19 protein-coding genes are annotated in these 18,630 nt (G+C 70.5%); 12 read left to right on the top strand and 7 right to left on the bottom strand.

The annotated features are described in order from the left end of the window. From KL771_RS06285 to KL771_RS06265, 5 genes are all read right to left on the bottom strand, one after another. Positions 1-1,921 (bottom strand): caspase family protein (locus tag KL771_RS06285; protein ID WP_261967702.1); only part of this gene is annotated, 1,921 nt, incomplete at its 3' end. A gap of 73 nt (positions 1,922-1,994) precedes the next feature. Beyond that, complete coding sequence (locus tag KL771_RS06280) at positions 1,995-3,245, bottom strand: molybdopterin molybdotransferase MoeA (RefSeq protein ID WP_261967701.1); 1,251 nt, start codon at positions 3,243-3,245, stop codon at positions 1,995-1,997. A gap of 82 nt (positions 3,246-3,327) precedes the next feature. Continuing rightward, on the bottom strand, positions 3,328-3,846 hold the full coding sequence (locus tag KL771_RS06275) for a GNAT family N-acetyltransferase (RefSeq protein WP_261967700.1): 519 nt from the start codon (positions 3,844-3,846) through the stop codon (positions 3,328-3,330). Positions 3,847-3,935: 89 nt separating this feature from the next. Then, entirely contained in the window at positions 3,936-4,793 is an 858-nt protein-coding gene (locus KL771_RS06270) for a dienelactone hydrolase family protein (protein ID WP_261967699.1), read from the bottom strand. Between the two features lie 274 nt (positions 4,794-5,067). Further along, entirely contained in the window at positions 5,068-5,190 is a 123-nt protein-coding gene (locus KL771_RS06265; protein ID WP_261967698.1) for a hypothetical protein, read from the bottom strand. Between the two features lie 366 nt (positions 5,191-5,556). On the opposite strand from KL771_RS06265, the gene KL771_RS06260 reads away from it, so the two are divergent. The 4 genes from KL771_RS06260 (at position 5,557) to KL771_RS06245 (ending at position 9,169) form a co-directional block, all read left to right on the top strand. Further along, on the top strand, positions 5,557-6,702 hold the full coding sequence (locus KL771_RS06260; RefSeq protein ID WP_261967697.1) for an Mrp/NBP35 family ATP-binding protein: 1,146 nt from the start codon (positions 5,557-5,559) through the stop codon (positions 6,700-6,702). A gap of 148 nt (positions 6,703-6,850) precedes the next feature. Further along, a complete protein-coding gene (locus tag KL771_RS06255) occupies positions 6,851-7,558 on the top strand; it encodes an ABC transporter permease (protein WP_261967696.1) in 708 nt (235 codons plus the stop codon). Continuing rightward, positions 7,551-8,312 (top strand): energy-coupling factor ABC transporter ATP-binding protein, encoded by a 762-nt coding sequence (locus KL771_RS06250; RefSeq protein ID WP_261967695.1) that lies wholly within the window; start codon positions 7,551-7,553, stop codon positions 8,310-8,312. Before KL771_RS06255 ends, KL771_RS06250 begins: the two co-directional genes overlap by 8 nt. A gap of 23 nt (positions 8,313-8,335) precedes the next feature. Further along, on the top strand, positions 8,336-9,169 hold the full coding sequence (locus KL771_RS06245; protein WP_261967694.1) for an extracellular solute-binding protein: 834 nt from the start codon (positions 8,336-8,338) through the stop codon (positions 9,167-9,169). 6 nt (positions 9,170-9,175) lie between these two features. Here KL771_RS06245 and KL771_RS06240 read toward each other — a convergent pair whose 3' ends face one another. Next, positions 9,176-10,069 carry a PepSY-associated TM helix domain-containing protein gene (locus tag KL771_RS06240; RefSeq protein ID WP_261967693.1) on the bottom strand — a complete coding sequence of 298 codons (894 nt, stop codon included), beginning with the start codon at positions 10,067-10,069 and terminating at the stop codon, positions 9,176-9,178. Between the two features lie 206 nt (positions 10,070-10,275). Here KL771_RS06240 and fdhD point away from each other — a divergent pair, with 206 nt between their 5' ends. The 8 genes from fdhD (at position 10,276) to KL771_RS06200 (ending at position 18,153) form a co-directional block, all read left to right on the top strand. Continuing rightward, positions 10,276-11,112, top strand: coding sequence for a formate dehydrogenase accessory sulfurtransferase FdhD (fdhD, locus tag KL771_RS06235; protein ID WP_261967692.1), 837 nt, complete (start codon positions 10,276-10,278; stop codon positions 11,110-11,112). Then, positions 11,109-11,693 (top strand): molybdopterin-guanine dinucleotide biosynthesis protein B, encoded by a 585-nt coding sequence (gene mobB, locus KL771_RS06230; protein ID WP_261967691.1) that lies wholly within the window; start codon positions 11,109-11,111, stop codon positions 11,691-11,693. The genes fdhD and mobB overlap by 4 nt, the downstream gene beginning before the upstream one ends. After that, positions 11,693-12,283, top strand: coding sequence for an NAD(P)H-dependent oxidoreductase (locus KL771_RS06225; RefSeq protein WP_261967690.1), 591 nt, complete (start codon positions 11,693-11,695; stop codon positions 12,281-12,283). The genes mobB and KL771_RS06225 overlap by 1 nt, the downstream gene beginning before the upstream one ends. 235 nt (positions 12,284-12,518) lie before the next feature. After that, positions 12,519-14,123 carry a carboxyl transferase domain-containing protein gene (locus KL771_RS06220; protein ID WP_315901489.1) on the top strand — a complete coding sequence of 535 codons (1,605 nt, stop codon included), beginning with the start codon at positions 12,519-12,521 and terminating at the stop codon, positions 14,121-14,123. 13 nt (positions 14,124-14,136) lie between these two features. Beyond that, positions 14,137-16,167 carry an acetyl-CoA carboxylase biotin carboxylase subunit gene (locus KL771_RS06215; RefSeq protein ID WP_261967688.1) on the top strand — a complete coding sequence of 677 codons (2,031 nt, stop codon included), beginning with the start codon at positions 14,137-14,139 and terminating at the stop codon, positions 16,165-16,167. 36 nt (positions 16,168-16,203) lie between these two features. Beyond that, positions 16,204-17,376, top strand: coding sequence for an isovaleryl-CoA dehydrogenase (locus KL771_RS06210; RefSeq protein ID WP_261967687.1), 1,173 nt, complete (start codon positions 16,204-16,206; stop codon positions 17,374-17,376). A gap of 64 nt (positions 17,377-17,440) precedes the next feature. Beyond that, complete coding sequence (locus KL771_RS06205) at positions 17,441-17,767, top strand: AbrB/MazE/SpoVT family DNA-binding domain-containing protein (RefSeq protein ID WP_261967686.1); 327 nt, start codon at positions 17,441-17,443, stop codon at positions 17,765-17,767. After that, entirely contained in the window at positions 17,764-18,153 is a 390-nt protein-coding gene (locus KL771_RS06200) for a type II toxin-antitoxin system VapC family toxin (RefSeq protein WP_261967685.1), read from the top strand. Before KL771_RS06205 ends, KL771_RS06200 begins: the two co-directional genes overlap by 4 nt. A 10-nt stretch (positions 18,154-18,163) precedes the next feature. Here the strand turns inward: KL771_RS06200 and KL771_RS06195 are convergent, their stop codons facing one another. Next, positions 18,164-18,628, bottom strand: a complete 465-nt coding sequence (locus tag KL771_RS06195) for a macro domain-containing protein (protein ID WP_261967684.1) — start codon at positions 18,626-18,628, stop codon at positions 18,164-18,166. Positions 18,629-18,630: the final 2 nt, after the last annotated feature.

The raw sequence follows: 18,630 nt of genomic DNA, 5'->3' as shown, positions 1-18,630 counted from the left end.
GGCTTCCCTTGCCGCCTTGCGGCAGTCCGCCGCCTTGGCCCTGGAAGCCCTGACCCTGGCCGAAGCCCTGGCCGCCCTGACCTTGGCCCCCCTGACCCTGACCGAAGCCCTGGCCCTGCTGATTGCCGAAGCCCGGGCCGCCGGGCTTGCCCTTGCCGCCTTGCTGGATGGCATTCGGACCGAAGCCCCCTTGCGGTCCGAAACCTTGACCTTGGCCACCCTGGCCCTGGCCCCCCTGACCCTGACCGAAGCCCTGGCCCTGCTGGTTGCCGAAGCCTTGGCCGCCCGGCTTGCCCTTGCCGCCGAACTGCCCGCCGCCCTGGCCGAAGCCCTGACCACCCTGGCCCTGCCCACCCTGGCCCTGGAAACCTTGTCCTTGGAAACCCTGGCCGCCCTGCTTGAAGATGAAGACGCCGTTCGGGTTCTGGTTGAACTTGATGTTCGGCTTGGGAGCCGTGCCGGGGATCTTGCCGAGTTGCCAGCCCTGTACCGGCGGCTGCACGACATTCGCCGGCAGCTTGAGAACGAACGGCTTCTGCGGCTTGATGAATTGCGGCAGCAGGATCACCGACGGCGGCGGCTTCACCGGCTTCGGCGGCAGCACATAGTAGGTCGGCGGCAGCAGATAGGTCGGCGGTGGCGGCGGCGGCGCATAGCCGGTGAAGCCGAAATTCGGCCGGCCGACATAGACCACCTCCGGTTCCGGCGGCGGCGCCACGTCATATTCGACCTCCTGGAACCGCGACGGCGGCTCGTAGGCGGCCGAAAGCCGCCCCAGCCGGCGCCGCGCATCGGCGGCGTGCGGACCGTTCGGATAGCGACGCAGATAGGACCAATAGGCCTCGGCCGAGTTGTACTCCACCGTCCGCCGCCAGGTGATCGCCTCGCGCCGCGCCGCCATCAGGGCGCGGATGCGGCCGGCCAGCGGATCGTTGCCGTAATAGGACAGAAACTCCTCGAAGGCGTCCAGATCGTCGCGCTCCAGCGCCATCGCATAGGCGCCGGCAGGACCGGCCTCGCGCATCGATGCGGGGCGCGGCGGGATCTGGCCGGCCTGCGCAAAGCCCTGTCCCTGTCCTTGCGGCAGGCCCTGTCCTTGCGGCAAGCCCTGTCCCTGCGACAGACCCTGTCCCTGGTCGCCGCCGCCGCCTTCGAAGAACTGGAACGGCTCCTCGATATTGGAAGCGTGCCACGGCACGGTCGCGCCGCCGGTCAGCTGGTCGACGCGCAGGCGCACCCGGGCGAAGACCTGATCGGGTTCCAGGCCGCCGAGCCGGATGACCTCGGCCAGCGCCTGGGCGTAGGGGCCGTAGTCGCCGTTCGCGGGCGGCTCGACGCTGCCGGGCGCGGCATTGAAGGCGAGGAGGGTGCCGGGTTCCGGCTCGGTCAGCGCGAGACCGGCGGCAAGCGGCTGGCCGTTGCGCGCGAACGGCGACGGGCGGGAGGCGTCGAGCACGACCATGCGCGCCTTGATCGGCAATGCCGCCAGCGCGCGGGTGAAGTCCGAGACCCGGATCGCCTCGATCGGAATGTCGGTGTCGCGGTCGATGCGCGCACCGGCCGGGACGAGATAGTTCTCGCCCTCGTACTGCAGGCCGTAGCCGCTGACATAGACGAAGGCGACCGCGCCGCCGCCGCCCTGGCCGACCTTGTCCAGGAAGTCGCGCATGGCGCGGCGCATCCCGGTCTGGTCTTGGTTGCGCAGCCCGGTCACGTCGAAGCCGGCTTCGCCGAGCGTGTCGGCGACCAGGCCGGCATCGTTCGCCGCGGTCGCGAGCGGCCCTTCCGGGAAGCTGTCATTGCCGATGACCAGGCCGAAACGCAGTTCGGTCTGGCCTTGCGCGCGGACGGGACCCGTCCCGCCGACTTGGAAGAGCGCGGCGCCGAGGACGGCCGCGACGAAGGCGAGGACACGGATCATGGACCGACCAGGTTGCAATTGGTAACGCATCGTAAAGACTATACGAGTTCCCGGGGTCCGTCACGAGATCCCGTCAGCCGAGACCGGGCAGCGGGACGATGCCGACGAGATCGCCCTGTTCGACGCGCTCGACGGCGTCCGGGAGCACCATCAGGGCGTCGGTTTCGGTCAGCGAGCGGATCACCGCCGCCCCTTCGATCGCGAATCGGGTCGCCACCGGAATGCCGTCCGGCCCGTCGGCGAGCGTCACGCGCACGAACTCTGTCCGGCCGAGCCGCTTCTTGTGGTTGAATCCGGCACGCGCGGCCATCGGCCGCGGCCGCCGCCAGGTCTCGCCGCCGAGCGCCGCGATCAGGCCGCGCACGATATGGGTGAAGGTCACGTAGACGGCGACCGGGTTGCCGGGCAGGCCGCAGAAGGCCGTGCCGGCGACCGTGCCGAGCGCCAGCGGCCGGCCGGGCTTGATCGCGAAACGCCAGACATCGAGCCGGCCGGAGGCCTCCACGGCGGGCTTGACGTGGTCGGCCTCGCCGGTCGAGACGCCGCCCGTGGTGAGCACCAGATCGTGCTCCGCCGCGGCTGCGCGCAGGGCCGCGGCGAGGCCGGCCGGCTCGTCGCGCAGGATGCCGAGATCGGAAACCGCAATGCCGAGCCGGGCGAGCAGGCCGGCGAGCATCAGCCGGTTGGTGTCGAAGACCTGCGCGGGGCCGCGGGGGGCGCCCGGCTCGACCAGTTCGTTGCCGGTCGAGAAGATCGCGACGCGCAGTCGCCGACGGACCGTCAGCCGGTCGAGCCCGATGCCGGCGGCCAGCGCGATCTCCTGCGGGCGCAGCCGCGTGCCGGCCGGCAGGGCGACGGCGCCGGCGGCGATCTCCTCGCCGGCCGGGCGCCGGTTGGCGCCGCGCGCCAGCCCCGGCGGCAGGATCGCGATCCCGTCGCGCGCCTCGACATCCTCCTGCATGTAGACCGTGTCGGCGCCGGCCGGCATCGGCGCGCCGGTGAAGATGCGCACCGCCGTGCCGGGCGCCAGCGTCCCGGCCGCATCGCCCGCCTGCAGGCGATCGGCGACGGCGAGCCGGCTCTCCTGGCCGGGGGTGAGGTCGGCGTGGCGCACCGCGTAGCCGTCGACGGCCGAATTGTCGAAGGGCGGCAGGGGGATGCGGGCGTGGATATCGGCGGCCAGGACGCGCCCGTCGGCCGCGGCGAGCGGCACCGTCTCCGTTTCGGCGACCGGCGCGACGCGGGCGCGGAACAGGGCGAGCGCCTCGTCGATCGTCATGGCCCCGCCGCCATGGGCGAAGCAATCGTCGGATAACTGGGGCATCGCGCGTCGGTCCGGTTGCGCAGCCGGTATGCCACGAACCGCGCCTCGGTGAAAACCCGGATGGCGCGCGTGCGGCTGCCGGTCAGCCCTGTGCCCCTTGCGCGGGATCGGCCGGCGCCAGCGTGCAGCGCATGAACACGGTGTCGGCGATCGGGGTGTCGTAATAGGGGCCGGTCTCGACGAAACCGTATTTCCGGTAGAGCGCCTGGGCGCCGGCCATGCTCGGCAACGTGTCGAGCACCATCTCGCGGTAGCCGAGCCGGAGGGCGGCGGCGAGGACCGCCCGGGCGAGTGCATCGCCGAGCCCGGTGCCCCGCGCCTGCGGCAGCACATAGAGCCGCTTCATCTCGGCCCGACCGTCGACCGGCGGCAGCGGTCGCAGCCCGACGCAGCCGAGCGGGGTGCCGTCGGCGGCGCGGGCGAGCAGCAATTCGCCGTCCGGCGGGGCGTACTTTCCGGGCATGCCGGCCATTTCGGCCTCGAAACCCTGATAGCCGAGATCGATCGGCAGCGAAGCCGCATAGGCGCGGATCAGGACGATCGCGGCGGCGAGGTCGTCGGGCGTCCGCACGGGGGCGACGGTGTAGGTAAGCGGGCTCATGACGCTGCTTCATGAGCCCGCGGCGGTGTCCCGTCAATCTCCGGCCGGGTCCGCCCGCAGCGCATATCCGCGCGCCGCGGCGCGACCGGTCAGGCGAGATGCGTCTTCAGGAAGCCGACCGTCCGGCTCCAGGCCAGCTCGGCTGCCGCCTTGTCGTAGCGCGCGGCGTTGGTGTCGTTGTTGAAGGCGTGGTTGACGTTCTCGTAGACATGCAGTTCGTAGCGCTTGCCGGCGGCCTTCAGGGCCGTCTCGAAGGCCGGAATGCCGGCATTGATGCCCTGGTCGAGCCCGCCATAGTGCAGCATCAGGGGCGCCTGGATCGCCGGAACCGCCTCGCTCTTCGGCTGGCGGCCGTAATAGGCGACGCCCGCGCCGAGCCTCGGCTCCGCGACCGCCAGCGCATTGACCTGGCCGCCGCCCCAGCAGAAGCCGATCGCCCCGACCTTGCCGTTGGTCTCCGGCCGTGCCGCCAAGCCGGCCAGCACGGCGCGTCCCCAGGCGACCACGGCGGCGGCATCGAGCGTGCCGATCATGTCGCGCGCCTTGTCGGCATCCTCCGGCGTGCCGCCGAGCGGCGACAGGAAATCGACCCCGAAGGCCACGAAGCCGGCCAGCGCCACGCGCCGCGTCACGTCGCGGATATGCGGGTTGAGGCCGCGATTCTCGTGGATGACGATCACGGCCGGCGCCTTGGCGGCATCCTTCGGCCGGGCGAGCAGGCCGGAAATCGTCGCCGTACCGGCCGGGAACGCGGCGGTCTCGACGATCAGGCGCGGGTCGTTCTCGGCGACCGTCTGGGCCAGCGCATAGTTGTTTTCAAGGAGCGGCAGCAGAACGGACGCGGCGGCCGTCGATCCGGCCAAAGCCGCCAGCCGGTCGAGAAACGATCGGCGGTTCATGCCGCCATGGGTGTAGCTGTCGAAGAGATCGATGAACTTCTGGTCCAAGGTCTGTCCTCCCGGCGGCCCGCCCGACACCGTTCGCAAGGAGGGGCCGTTCAGGAGGACAAGACTGCGGCATTTCCAGAAAGCCGGGAAAGCGCGCGATCATCACGTTTGCGGCAACGGCAACAGGATATGCAGCCCGCCGTTGCACCGATCCGCCGGCCGTCCCGTCGACTGCCGGCGCAATCCCCGCCGTAACGATGAGCACGCGACAGCGGACCCCCATCCCAGGCGTCCGGCGCCTCCACCGCTGCAAGGCAGGAGGCGTTCGCCCGGATCAGATGCGCGCGCCGCTGGTCGTAAAGGCGACGCCGACCGGCTTCTGATAGGTATCGAGAACGGCGTGGGCGCCGAACGCGAGAGCAACGGCGATCACGACGGCGATGAGGAAGGACGGCATCGGGGCAACTCCAAATCCAGGGCGGACGCTCCGCACGGGCGGGCCGGAACCGGGCGTGCCGGTCGGCGGCGTGCCGTCGGCTCCGGTCGCCCGCCGCAGCCGGGGCCTTACACCATAGCGTCGGCCTATGAGCCGGTAAAGCCGATGGCCGCGCGGCGGCCCGGGTCGGGCCGGCAACCGCCATCGGGATGGGCCCGCCATCGGGACCGGCCCGACATCGGCAGCGGCCTGCATCGTTGACCTCGGCGGGGGAGGGGTTATCTAGAGCCCGCAATGGCCGGGGCGGATGCCGCCGGCCGGATCGGCCCGCCGTTCGGGCCGGTTCTGCCGATCCTGCCTGCCTCAGTCCCATCCCGGAGTGCCTCGATGTCCGTCACCCGCGAAGCCGTTCTCGCTGCCCTTGCCGCCGTTCCGGGTCCGGACGGGCGCACGCCGCTGCCGCAATCCGGTGCGCTGTCGGAGGTGATCGTGCACGGCGAGAAGGTCTATTTCTCGATCGCCGTCGACCCGAGCCGGGCGCGCGAGCTGGAAGGCCTGCGTGCCGCGGCCGAGGCCGCCGTGCGCAAGGTGCCGGGTGTGGCGGGGGCCACCGTGGCGCTCACCGCCGAGGCGCCGAAGGGGCAGGCGGCATCGTCTCCGGCGGCGACCGCCGCTCCGGCGGCGACCGCTTCGCCCGCACCTTCGGCCGGCGGCCGCAGCCCGCAGACGCGCGGCCTGCCGGGGGTCAAGCACATTATCGCGGTCGCCTCCGGCAAGGGCGGCGTCGGCAAGTCGACCACCGCCTGCAACCTCGCCCTGGCGCTGAAGAGCCTCGGGCTCAAGGTCGGCGTGCTCGATGCCGACATCTACGGCCCGTCCATGCCGCGACTGTTCGCGCTGCGCGGCAAGCCGCGCCTGAAGTCCGGACGGATCCTGGAGCCGCTCGACGGCTACGGCATGCCGGTCATGTCGATCGGGTTCCTCGTCGACGAGGAGACGCCGATGATCTGGCGCGGCCCGATGGTGATGAGCGCGATCACACAGATGCTGCGCGAGGTCGACTGGGGCGAACTCGACGTGCTGGTCGTCGACATGCCGCCCGGCACCGGCGACGCCCAGCTGACCATGGCCCAGCAGGTGCCGCTGGCCGGCGCCGTGATCGTCTCCACGCCGCAGGATCTGGCCCTGATCGACGCCCGGCGCGGCGTCGCCATGTTCCAGAAGGTCGACGTGCCGATCCTCGGCATCGTCGAGAACATGAGCTATTTCGTCTGCCCGAACTGCGGCACGCGCCACGACATCTTCTCCCATGGCGGCGCCCGCGACGAGGCGGCGCGGGTCGGCGTGCCGTTCCTGGGCGAGGTCCCGCTGACCATGGAGATCCGCGCCCGCGCCGATGCCGGCACGCCGGTCTCGATCGTCGAACCCGACGGCGTCCATGCCCGGGTCTACCGCGACATCGCCGAGAAGGTCTGGCGCCAGTTGGCAACCGGCACGGCCGGCCGGCCGGCCCCGCGCATCGTGATCGAGTAGCCACCGCCGCGCTTCCCCTGACGGACGACCCGGCCGGGCTCCCGCTCGGTCAGGTTGGAGTCATACTTGTCGCTTGACTTCTGACCAGACCGGCGCCTTTTCTCTTTTTCCCGACAGTTCCGGAAAAGATGCGCGGAATCGATCATCGATGCAGGATCTCGGTCAGGCCTTCGCCACCGCCTGGGCCATGTTGTCCGGCTTCGACCCGGCACTGTGGTCGGTCGTCCTCCTGTCGCTGAAGGTCAGTCTCGGCGCGGTCGCGATCGCCTCCGCGCTCGGCATTCCGCTCGGTGCGGTGCTGGCCGTGGCGCGCTTTCCCGGGCGCGGCGCGGTTCTGGTGCTGCTCAACGCCATGATGGGCCTGCCGCCGGTGGTGATCGGGCTCCTGGTCTATCTGCTGCTGTCCGCCTCCGGCCCGTTCGGCGTCCTGCACTGGCTCTACACGCCGACCGCCATGGTGGTGGCGCAGACGCTCCTGGTCCTGCCGATCGTGGCCGCGCTGTCGCGCCAGGTGATCGAGGACTTGGCGCTCGAATATGCCGACTATTTCCGCTCGCTCGGGCTCGGCCGCGCCGGCGCGGTGGCGACGCTGATCTACGACGCCCGCTTCAGCCTGACGACGGCCGTGCTGGCCGGCTTCGGCCGGGCGATCGCCGAGGTCGGCGCGGTGATGATCGTCGGCGGCAATATCGACCGGGTCACCCGGGTGATGACCACCACGATCGCGCTGGAGACCTCCAAGGGCAACATCGCCCTGGCGCTGGCGCTCGGCATCGTCCTGATCCTGATCGCCGTCCTGGTCAACGTCGCCGTCATGGGCCTCCGGGCGACCGCCGCGAGGGCAGCCTATGCTTGACGCGGCGCCGCAGCATCGGCTCGGCTCGGCCGCCGGCGCGGCCATCTTTCCGCTCGTCGCCGAAGGCTTGGTCGTGGAGACAGGCGGGCGGCGGCTGGTCGACGGCATCGATCTCCGGCTCGACAGCGCCGAGCGGGTCGTGATTCTCGGCCCCAACGGCGCCGGCAAGAGCCTGCTTCTGAAACTGCTCGACGGGATCGTCGCGCCGAGCGCGGGGCGGATCACCTGGAACGGCCGTCCGGCCGATGCCGGCGTGCGCTCGGCGATCGCAATGGTGTTCCAGCGGCCGGTGCTGCTGCGCCGCTCGGTTGCCGCCAATCTGGAACATGCGCTGGCGGCACGCGGCATCGTCGGAGCGGAGCGGCGTCAGCGGGTCGCCGATGCGCTCGCCATGGCGCGATTGGCGCCGCTGGCCGGCCAGCCGGCGCGTCTCCTGTCGGGCGGCGAGCAGCAGCGGCTGGCGCTCGCCCGCGCCCTGGCCCTGCAGCCGCGGCTCCTGTTCCTCGACGAGCCGACCGCCAGCCTCGATCCGGCCTCGACGCTGGCCGTGGAGGGATTGATCGAGGCCGCCCGCCATGCCGGCGCGGCGACCGTTCTGGTCACCCACGACCGCGGCCAGGCGCGCCGTCACGCCGATCGCATCCTGTTCATGCAGGCCGGGCGCATCGTCGAGGATTCGCCCGCCGACGCTTTCTTCGCAGGGCCGCGCAGCGCGGCCGGGCGGGCCTATCTCGAAGGCCGCATCTTCGTCTGAAAACCATTTCCGGGAGGACTTCCATGCTGCGCCGTCACCTGATCGCCGCCTGCCTCGCGCTTCTCCTGCCGGCCCTGCCGGCGGCCGCGCAGCAGGGCGGTAAGTTCATCGTCGTGCAGTCGACCACGTCGACGGAGAATTCCGGCCTGTTCAAGTATCTCCTGCCGATCTTCACGGCGAAGACCGGCATCGAGGTCCGGGTCGTCGCGGTCGGCACCGGGCAGGCGATCAAGAACGCGGCCAATGGCGACGGCGACGTGCTGTTCGTCCATGCCAAGGCCGACGAGGAGAAGTTCGTCGCCGCCGGCGGCGCGGTGAAGCGCTTCGACGTGATGTATAACGACTTCGTCGTGGTCGGCCCGGCGGCCGATCCGGCCGGTGTGGCGGGTTCCAGGGATATCGTGGCGGCCTTCAAGGCGATCGCCGCCAAGGGCGCGCCCTTCGCCTCGCGCGGCGACGAATCGGGCACCCACAAGGCCGAACTGGCGCTCTGGAAGGAGGCCGGCGTCGACGTGAAGGCGGCGAGCGGCGCCTGGTACCGGGAGACCGGCTCGGGCATGGGCGCGACGCTCAACACCGGTGTCGGCATGGGCGCCTATGTGCTGACCGATCGCGCTTCCTGGAGCGCCTTCGGCAACCGCGGCACCTTCAGGATCGCCGTCGAGGGCGACCGCAAGCTCTTCAACCAATACGGCATCATGCTGGTCAATCCGGCCCGGCACGCCCACGTCAAGGCCGATCTCGGCCAGGCCTTCATCGACTGGGTGCTGTCGAAGGAGGGCCAGGCCGCGATCGCGGGCTACAAGATCGCCGGCGAGCAGCAGTTCTTCCCGAACGCCGCCACGCCGACGAACTGATCGGCATCAGGCCGCGGCGCGCACCCGGGTCGGGCGGCGCGTCGCCCGGCGCACCCAGATGGTCAGGCCGGTCCCGAGGAGCCCGAGCAGGGCAAGCGACGTGACCACTTCGACGAGGCCGGACCACAGGCCGGCGCCGTTGCCCTCGTGCAGGAGGCGCGGCCAGTTGCGCGGGATCGGCGTCAGGCCGGTCGCGGAGACCGAATAGGCCTTCAACTCGCCGCCCTCCCACAGGCGCGCCATCGGGGTGCCGCCGCGCGAGCGGATCGAATTGAGGCCGGAGAGATCGTGGCCTTCGGCGACCTTGGCCAGCGCCTGGACGAGGGAGACGGGCGCGCCGGCCGGACGCGGCAAGGGCGTCGTGAAGGTGATGCCGAAGGCGAGCGCGAGGCCGGTCAACGGGCTCAGCACGACCAGCGGCAGCAGGAACCAGGCCGTCCCCTTGTGCCAGCCGGACACGGTATTGCGCAGGCGGGGCAGGCCCATCAGCACGCCGAGGATGATGATCGCCAGCATGGCGACGGTCGAGGCCGTCACCAGCCAGCCGAGATCGAACAGAAGCCGCTCGTGAATGCCGCGCGAGGCGCCGAACAGGCCTGACAGCCATCCGGGTGCGACCGGGGCGCCGGTGGCGAGATCGTAGCTCCTGGCGCTCGGCCCGAAGCCGATGCCGAAGCTGTTCTCCCAGGGGCGGACGACGATGCCGGTCGCCTTGCCGTCCGGATCGGCCTTGGCGACCGCTGCGGTCAGGCTTTCCAGCGTGATGCTGCCCGGCCGGATCGCACCGGATTGTGCGATCGGCTCGAAGGACAGGATCAGGCCGGTGGCGATGACGACCAGCAGCGGCAGGGCGAAGGCGAGCGAGATCCAGCGGTGCAGCCGGAGGAAGAGCGGTTTCATGACAGGCTCCTTTCGTGGCGCCGAAAAGACGCCTTCCCGCCCGCCGTTCCAAGTTACGGTTCTGTAAGGGTTCGAGCCTTGCGTCCAGCGCATAACACAAGCGGAATGCCTTGGTTCCGCGTGGTTTTTCGCCGGGGCTCGCCGGACCATGCGGCTTCGCCCTATATTGACGGGCAAACCGGAAGAAGGTCCTGCCCTTGGACAGCATGCTGAAGCCAATGCCCCACCCCGAGACCGAACCGCCCGCACCGGCCGGCGCCCGCCGGGCCGCGGCCCTGCGCGTCACCCGCGCCGGTGTCGAATCGCGGCGCGAGCTGATCGCCGAGGAAGAGCCGGTCGCGCTGGTCTTCAACGGCCTGTCCTACGCGGTCATGATGGCGACCCCGGCCGACCTGGAGGATTTCGCGCTCGGCTTCGCGCTGACCGAAGGCATCCTGGCTGCGCCGGACGAACTCTACGATACGGAGGTCGAGCGTTTCGCGCGCGGCGCCGAGGTGCGCCTGAGGATCGCGGCGGAACGCTTTGCGGCGCTACGCAACCGCCAGCGCAATCTGGCCGGCCGGACCGGCTGCGGCCTGTGCGGCGTCGACACCATCGCCGAGGCGCTGCGGCCGGTCGCCCATGTGGCCTCCCGTCTCGCCGTTCCGGCCGAGGCCGTCCATGCCGCCATGAAGGCCTTTCCGCCGCTGCAGGTGCTGAATGCCGAAGTCGGCGCCATCCATGCCGCGGCCTTCGCACGGGCCGATGGCAGCCTCGTCGCCGTGCGCGAGGATGTCGGCCGCCACAACGCGCTCGACAAGCTGATCGGGCATCTGGCCCGGACGGGCATCTCGGGAGCCGACGGTTTCGTTGTGGTGTCGAGCCGCTGCTCCTATGAGATGGTGCACAAGACCGCCGCTGCCGGCATCCCGCTGATCGCCTCGGTCTCGGCGCCGACCGTGCTGGCGGTCGAATTCGCCGAGGAGGCCGGCGTCGGCCTGTGCGCCTTCGTGCGCGACGGCCGCTTCACCGTCTATGCCTGCCCGGACCGGGTGACGACGTGACGGAGGGCAAGCCCGCGCCGGTCTTCGGCGTCACCGGCTGGAAGAATTCCGGCAAGACCACCATGGTCGAGCGGCTGGTCGCCGAACTGACCGGCCGCGGCCACCGCGTCTCGACCGTCAAGCACGCCCATCACACGGTCGACATCGACCACAAGGGCCGCGACAGCCATCGCCACCGCATCGCCGGGGCGGTCGAGGTGGCGCTGATCGGCGGCGAGCGCTGGGCGATCATGCACGAGCTGCGCGGCGCGGAGGAACCGAGCCTCGCCGACATTCTCGCCCGGCTCTCGCCCTGCGATCTGGTCATCGTCGAGGGCTACAAGCGCGAGCCGCATCCCAAGCTCGAGGTCCGCCGCCGCGAGGCGGTCCGGCACGACCGGCTCTCGGCGATCGATCCGGCCGTGGTGGCGATCGCGGCCGATCATCCGGTCGAAGGCGAAAGCGTTCCGGCTTTCCCTCTCGACGAGATCGGCCGGATCGCCGACTTCATCGAGGCGACCGTGATGACCGGCGGTACCGGCTTGGCCGGCAGAGCCGGCGAGGCGGGCAGCGCCGACACGACCGACGGGGCGGACGCCTGATGCGCGTGCTCCTCGTCCTCGCCCATCCGCTCGCCGACAGCTATGCGGCCGCCGTCGCCCGCACCGCGCGCGCCGCCCTGGAGGCGGGCGGGCACAGCGTCGACTGGCTCGATCTCTATGCCGAGGATTTCGATCCGCGCCTGACCGCCGCCGAGCGCGCCGGCTATTTCACCGAGCCCTACGACACCGGCGCGGTCGCCGGGCCTGTCGCCCGGCTCCAGGCCGCCGAGGCGCTGGTGCTGGTCTTCCCGCAATGGTGGTTCAACGTGCCGGCGATCCTGAAGGGCTGGTTCGACCGCGTGCTCGCTCCCGGCGTCGCCTTCGCGCATGACCGCGCCGGCGGGCGCATCGTGCCGCGCCTCGAGAATATCCGCCATCTGATCGCGCTGACGACGACCGGTTCGCCCTGGTGGGTCGTCAAGTTCTGGATGGGCGATCCGGTCCGCCGGCTCCTGAAGCGCGGCATCGGCACCTTCTGCGCCCGCGGCCTGAAATTCCGGATGCTCGCCCTGCACGACATGGACCGCGCGACCCCGGACCGCCACGCCCGCCACCTCGCCCGCGTCAGCCGGGAGATGGGGCGGCTTTGACGGTCGAGTGCTTTCGTGAAGAACCCGTCGTCAAGGTGGATGACGATCTCATCCTCCTCACCGCTGATGGCGTGTTGCCTGCCTACGGTTCCCGGATCATCCTGGTCTGACGGCCCGTCGCGGCCAAGCGGCCATTGCCAGCCGAATTAAAAAAACGTACGATCGTTTCCATAGAACGAGCGATGATCGGCCGGCCTTTCGGGGCGACGGGGCGGGCGAGGGGAGGGGTGCCATGGTGGCGATCGAGGATGCCGTCGACCGGCGTTCGGCGGACTATGCGCGCAACCGCGATGCGCTGGCGGCGGCGGTGGCGGATCTGCGCACCGTGGTTGACCGGATCGGCGAGGGCGGCGGCGAAGCGGCCCGGGCCAAGCATCTCGCCCGCGGCAAGCTCCTGCCGCGCGAGCGCATTCGCACGCTGATCGATCTCGGCTCGCCGTTCCTGGAATTCTCCCAGCTCGCCGCGCACGGTCTCTACGGCGACGAGGTCCCGGCCGCCGGCATCATCACCGGCATCGGCCGCGTCTCGGGGCGCGAATGCGTGATCGTCGCCAACGATGCGACCGTCAAGGGCGGCACCTACTTCCCGATGACGGTGAAGAAGCACCTGCGCGCGCAGCGGATCGCCGAGGAGAACCATCTGCCCTGCCTCTATCTGGTCGATTCGGGCGGTGCCAACCTGCCGAACCAGGACGAGGTCTTCCCCGACCGCGAGCATTTCGGCCGCATCTTCTTCAACCAGGCCAACATGTCGGCCAAGGGCATCGCCCAGATCGCCGTGGTGATGGGCTCCTGCACGGCCGGCGGCGCCTATGTGCCGGCCATGGCCGACCAGTCGATCATGGTGCGCAACCAGGCGACCATCTTCCTCGGCGGCCCGCCCTTGGTGAAGGCGGCGACCGGCGAGGTGGTCTCGGCCGAGGATCTCGGCGGCGCCGACGTGCATACCCGCATTTCCGGCGTCTCCGACCACATGGCCGAGACCGACGCCCATGCGCTGGCGCTGGCCCGCGATGTGGTCGCCCGCCTCAACCGGCGCAAGCAACATAGCCAGGACATCCGGCCGCCGCGCGAGCCCGCGCTCGACCCCGCCGACATCTACGGCATCGTCTCGGCCGATCCGAAGAAGCCGTTCGACATCCGCCAGATCATCGCCCGCATCGTCGACGGCTCGGAACTCGACGAGTTCAAGCCGCTCTACGGCACCACCATCGTGTGCGGCTTCGCCCGGATCTGGGGCTATCCGGTCGGCATCGTCGCCAATAACGGCATCCTGTTCTCGGAATCGGCCCAGAAGGCGGCGCATTTCATCGAGCTCTGCGCCCAGTCCGGCACGCCCTTGGTGTTCCTGCAGAACATTACCGGCTTCATGGTCGGCCGCAAATACGAGGCCGGCGGCATCGCCAAGGACGGCGCCAAGATGGTCACCGCCGTCTCCACCGCCAAGGTGCCGAAATTCACCGTGATCATCGGCAACTCCTTTGGGGCCGGCAACTACGGCATGTGCGGGCGCGGCTACGATCCGCGCTTCCTGTGGATGTGGCCCAATGCCCGCATCTCGGTGATGGGCGGCGAGCAGGCCGCCAACGTGCTCGCCCAGGTCCGCCGCGACGGCCTGGAGGCGCGCGGCGGCACATGGCCGGCCGAGGCCGAGGAGGCCTTCAAGGCCCCGATCCGCGCCCAGTACGAAGAGCAGGGCCACCCCTACTATTCCTCCGCGCGGCTCTGGGACGACGGCATCATCGACCCGCTCGACACCCGCATGGTGCTCGGGCTGGCGCTCTCCGCCGCCATGAACGCCCCCGAGGAACCGACCCGCTTCGGCCTGTTCCGGATGTGAGGGAGACCGACCCATGACCCGCACACCCGACCCGCAAGCCCCCGCGATCCGCCCGATCACCCGCATCCTCGTCGCCAATCGCGGCGAGATCGCCGTCCGGGTCATGCGCACCGCGCGCCGGATGGGCATCGGCACCGTCGCGGTCTATTCCGACGCCGACGCGACCGCCGCCCATGTCGCCGCCGCCGACGAGGCCGTCCGCCTCGGCCCGGCGCCGGCGCGCGACAGCTATCTGAAGGTCGATGCCATCCTGGAGGCGGCGCGCGTCACCGGCGCCGACGCGATCCATCCCGGCTACGGCTTCCTGTCCGAGAACGCCGCCTTCGCGGAGGCCTGCGCGGTGGCCGGCATCGTCTTCGTCGGCCCGCCAGCCTCCGCCATCCGGGCGATGGGTTCGAAATCCGCCGCCAAGCAGCTGATGGAGCGCGCCGGCGTGCCGCTGGTGCCCGGCTATCACGGCGACGACCAGGATCCGGGCCTGCTCGCCGAGGCGGCCGCGGCGATCGGCTATCCGGTGCTGATCAAGGCCTCGGCCGGCGGCGGCGGCAAGGGCATGAAGGTGGTCGAGAGCGCGGCCGGCTTCGCCGAGGCGCTCGCCTCGGCCCGGCGCGAAGCCGCCAATGCCTTCGGCGACGACCGCGTGCTGGTCGAGAAATACCTGACCCGGCCACGCCATATCGAGATCCAGGTCTTCGCCGACAGCTTCGGCGAGACCGTGCACCTGTTCGAACGCGACTGCTCGATCCAGCGCCGCCACCAGAAGGTGATCGAGGAGGCGCCCGCTCCGGGCATGACGCCGGAGCGCCGCGCCGCCATGGGCAAGGCCGCGGTCGAGGCCGCCCGGGCAGTCGGCTATGTCGGCGCCGGCACGGTCGAGTTCATCGCCGAAGGCGACGGCTTCTACTTCATGGAGATGAACACCCGGCTGCAGGTCGAGCATCCGGTGACCGAATCGATCACCGGACAGGACCTGGTCGAGTGGCAGATCCGGGTCGCCCGCGGCGAACCCTTGCCGCTGCGCCAGGAGGCGCTGTCGATCGCCGGCCATGCGGTCGAGGTCCGGCTCTATGCCGAGGATCCGGCCAAGGGCTTCCTGCCGCAGACCGGGCGGCTCGCCCATCTCGTCCTGCCCGAAGGCCTGCCCGGCATCCGCGTCGATGCCGGCGTGCGCGGCGGCGACACGGTCTCGGTCCACTACGATCCGATGATCGCCAAGATCATCGCCACCGGCGCCGACCGGGCTGAGGCGCTCGGCCGGCTCGCGCGCGCGCTCGACCGCACCGAGGTGGTCGGGCTTCGGACCAACCGCGCCTTCCTGGCCGCCATCGCGCGCCATCCGGCCTTCGCGGCGGCCGAGCTCGATACCGGCTTCATCGCCCGCCACGAGGCCGACCTGCTGCCGGCCGAGACCGCTCCGGACGGGCTGACGCTTGCGCTCGCCGCCGCTGCCGTGCTCGGCCGCCGCGCCGGCGCGGCCGTGGCGGAGGCCGATCCGGCCGATCGCTGGTCGCCCTGGAACCGGACCGACGCCTTCCGGCTGAACCGGCCGCGGGTGGTCGATCTCCTGTTCGAGGCCGCCGGCGCGATCCAGCCGCTGCGCGTCGAGCTCGTGCCCGGCGGCCTCAAGACGGAGGCGCTCGCGCTCGCCTATGGCCTGGACGGCTGGGCGGAGGCCGGCGGACGCATCGTTTTCACGGCGGACGGCCGGCGGCGCAGCGCCGCGGCGGCCTTCGACGGCGACCGCGTCGCGCTCTTTCTCGATGGCGCCGAGACGGTGCTGCGCGTGGTCGATCCGCGTGCCGCGGCGGGCGACGAGGGGGCCGGCGCCGGCCGGATCGCCGCGCCGATGCCCGGCACGGTGGTGGCCGTCGCGGTCAAGCCAGGCGACGCGGTCGAGAAGGGCCAGGCCCTGGTGGTGGTCGAGGCCATGAAGATGGAGCACACGCTGCGCAGCCCGCGCGACGGCAAGGTCGCCAAGGTCAACGCCGCCCCGGGCGATCTGGTCGCCGAGGGTGCCGAACTGGTCGTGCTCGAAGAAGGCTGAGACCAGCCGCAACTTCAGAATTCCGAGGAAACCGCCATGATCCCGAACAGCTTCAAGGGCTTCGACTTCGACCTCGGCGAGACCGCCGACATGCTGCGCGACACGGTCGCGGCCTTCGCGGCCGACCGCATCGCCCCGATCGCCGCCAAGGTCGATCGCGAGGACTGGTTCCCGCGCGAGCTCTGGCCGGAGATGGGCGCGCTCGGCCTGCACGGCATCACGGTCGAGGAGGAATGGGGCGGCGCCGGGCTCGGCTACCTCGAACATTGCATCGCCATGGAGGAGATTTCCCGCGCCTCGGCCTCGGTCGGACTGTCCTACGGCGCGCATTCCAATCTCTGCGTCAACCAGTTGCGCCGCTGGGGCACCGACGACCAGAAGACGCGCTATCTGACCAGGCTGGTCTCCGGCGAGCATCTCGGCGCGCTGGCCATGTCGGAGCCCGGGGCCGGCTCCGACGTCGTCTCCATGAAGCTTCGCGCCGAGAAGCGCGGCGACCGCTACGTGCTCAACGGCACCAAGATGTGGATCACCAACGGTCCCTCGGCCGACACGCTGATCGTCTATGCCAAGACCGATCCGGCCGCCGGCCCGCGCGGCATCACCGCCTTCCTGATCGAGAAGGGCTTTGCCGGCTTCTCCATCGCCCAGAAGCTCGACAAGCTCGGCATGCGCGGTTCGGAGACCGGCGAGCTGGTGTTCCAGGATTGCGAAGTGCCGGAGGAGAACGTGCTCGGCGCGGTCGGCAAAGGCGTCAACGTGCTGATGTCCGGCCTCGACTACGAGCGCGCCGTGCTCGCCGCCGGCCCGCTCGGCATCATGCAGGCCGCGCTCGACATCGTGATCCCCTATATCCACGACCGCGAGCAATTCGGCCAGCCGATCGGCACCTTTCAGCTGGTCCAGGGCAAGGTCGCCGACATGTATGTCGGCCTCAATGCCTGCCGGGCCTATGTCTATGCCGTCGCCAAGGCCTGCGACGCCGGCAAGACCACCCGCGAGGACGCGGCCGGCGCCATCCTGTACGCTGCCGAAAAGGCCACCAAGGTCGCGCTCGACGCCATCCAGCTGCTCGGCGGCAACGGCTACATCAACGACACCGCCACCGGCCGCCTCCTGCGCGACGCCAAGCTTTACGAGATCGGCGCCGGCACCAGCGAAATCCGCCGCATGCTGATCGGCCGGCAGATTTTCGAGCGGACCGCCTGAGGTTGTAGTCGACGCGAGGAAATGGCATGATTGGCCCGGTCCGCCAGGATCGGGAGTTCATGCCATGTCGACCCACCGACACTCGTCCGGGTTTGCGGAGGACCAAGCGTCCTTCGAGGCCGCCGCCGCCAACGCGATCCCGGCCGCGCCCATGCGATTGCGCGTCGGCCCCGGTGGTCGGGTGGTGGTTCCGGCCGAGGTGCGTAAGCAGCTCGGCATCGAGACTGGCGACCTTCTGCTCGCCCGGATCGTAGACGGCGACTTCGTGCTGACCACCGTGGCCAACGCAACTCGCCGGATCCAAGCGATTGCGGCGAAGTACAAGCGGCCGGGCGTCGGCGAGGTCGACGAGTTCCTCGCGCAGCGTCGGGCCATGTGGGGCGAGGAATGACCACCGAGGGAGCGGTTCTCGACAGCTCGGCCATTCTGGCGTGGATCTTCGCCGAGCCGGGTGCCGACTTGGTTCGTTCGGTGATTGCGAGCAGTCACGTCAGCGCCGTGAATCACGCGGAGGTCGTCGGCAGGCTCGCCGAGGCCGGCTGGGGCGATGACGACATCCACGGCTTCCTGAAAGAAGCGGCCTATCGGATCGTCGCGTTCGACGCGGGGCAGGCCTTTGCGGCCGGCCTCCTGAAGCAACGCACTTCGAAACTCGGACTGTCGCTCGGCGATCGCGCCTGTCTCGGCCTCGCGGCATTGCTCGGGGCGCCGGTCTATACCGGCGACCGCATCTGGTCTCGCCTCGACGTCGACCTGGAAATCCGTCTGGTGCGATGAAGAGAGAGCATCACGTCTCCGGCACGACCCCGTCGAGCAGGTAGACCACCGGCCGGAATCGGGTTGATTCCGCCTCGACGATCTTCGCGATCACCGACCAAGAGCCGCCGGCGAGACCGGCCCCGATCAGCGGCATGGCGACGGCCGTGCCGTCCGCGACCGTCTCGTTGATGGCCCGCATGACGGACTGCATGGCGTCGTAGTCCACGAATCGACGCCCGCCGCGCGGCGAGCCGAAGCGCTCCTGCGTGATCGCGTTGCCGACCCGATGGCGGCCGCATTCGGCCCAGATGATGGTTCCGAGCTTCAGAGCGCGGGCCTCGTGCGCGGCACGGTAGGCCGCATAGGCCGCCGGATAGCGATCGCGGATCGCACGGGCGACGCCGGCTCCCATGGAGCCCTGCGCGTTGCAGCCGTGCACGAGCACCGGCTCGGCCGCCTCGAGCAGGTCGCCTGTCCTGTATTCGATCCGCATCA

It is taken from the genome of Prosthecodimorpha staleyi (assembly GCF_018729455.1).
Classification (GTDB): Bacteria; Pseudomonadota; Alphaproteobacteria; order Rhizobiales; family Ancalomicrobiaceae; genus Prosthecodimorpha; species Prosthecodimorpha staleyi.
Note: the sequence above shows the minus strand (reverse complement) of the source record. Positions and strands in the feature narration are given on the sequence as shown.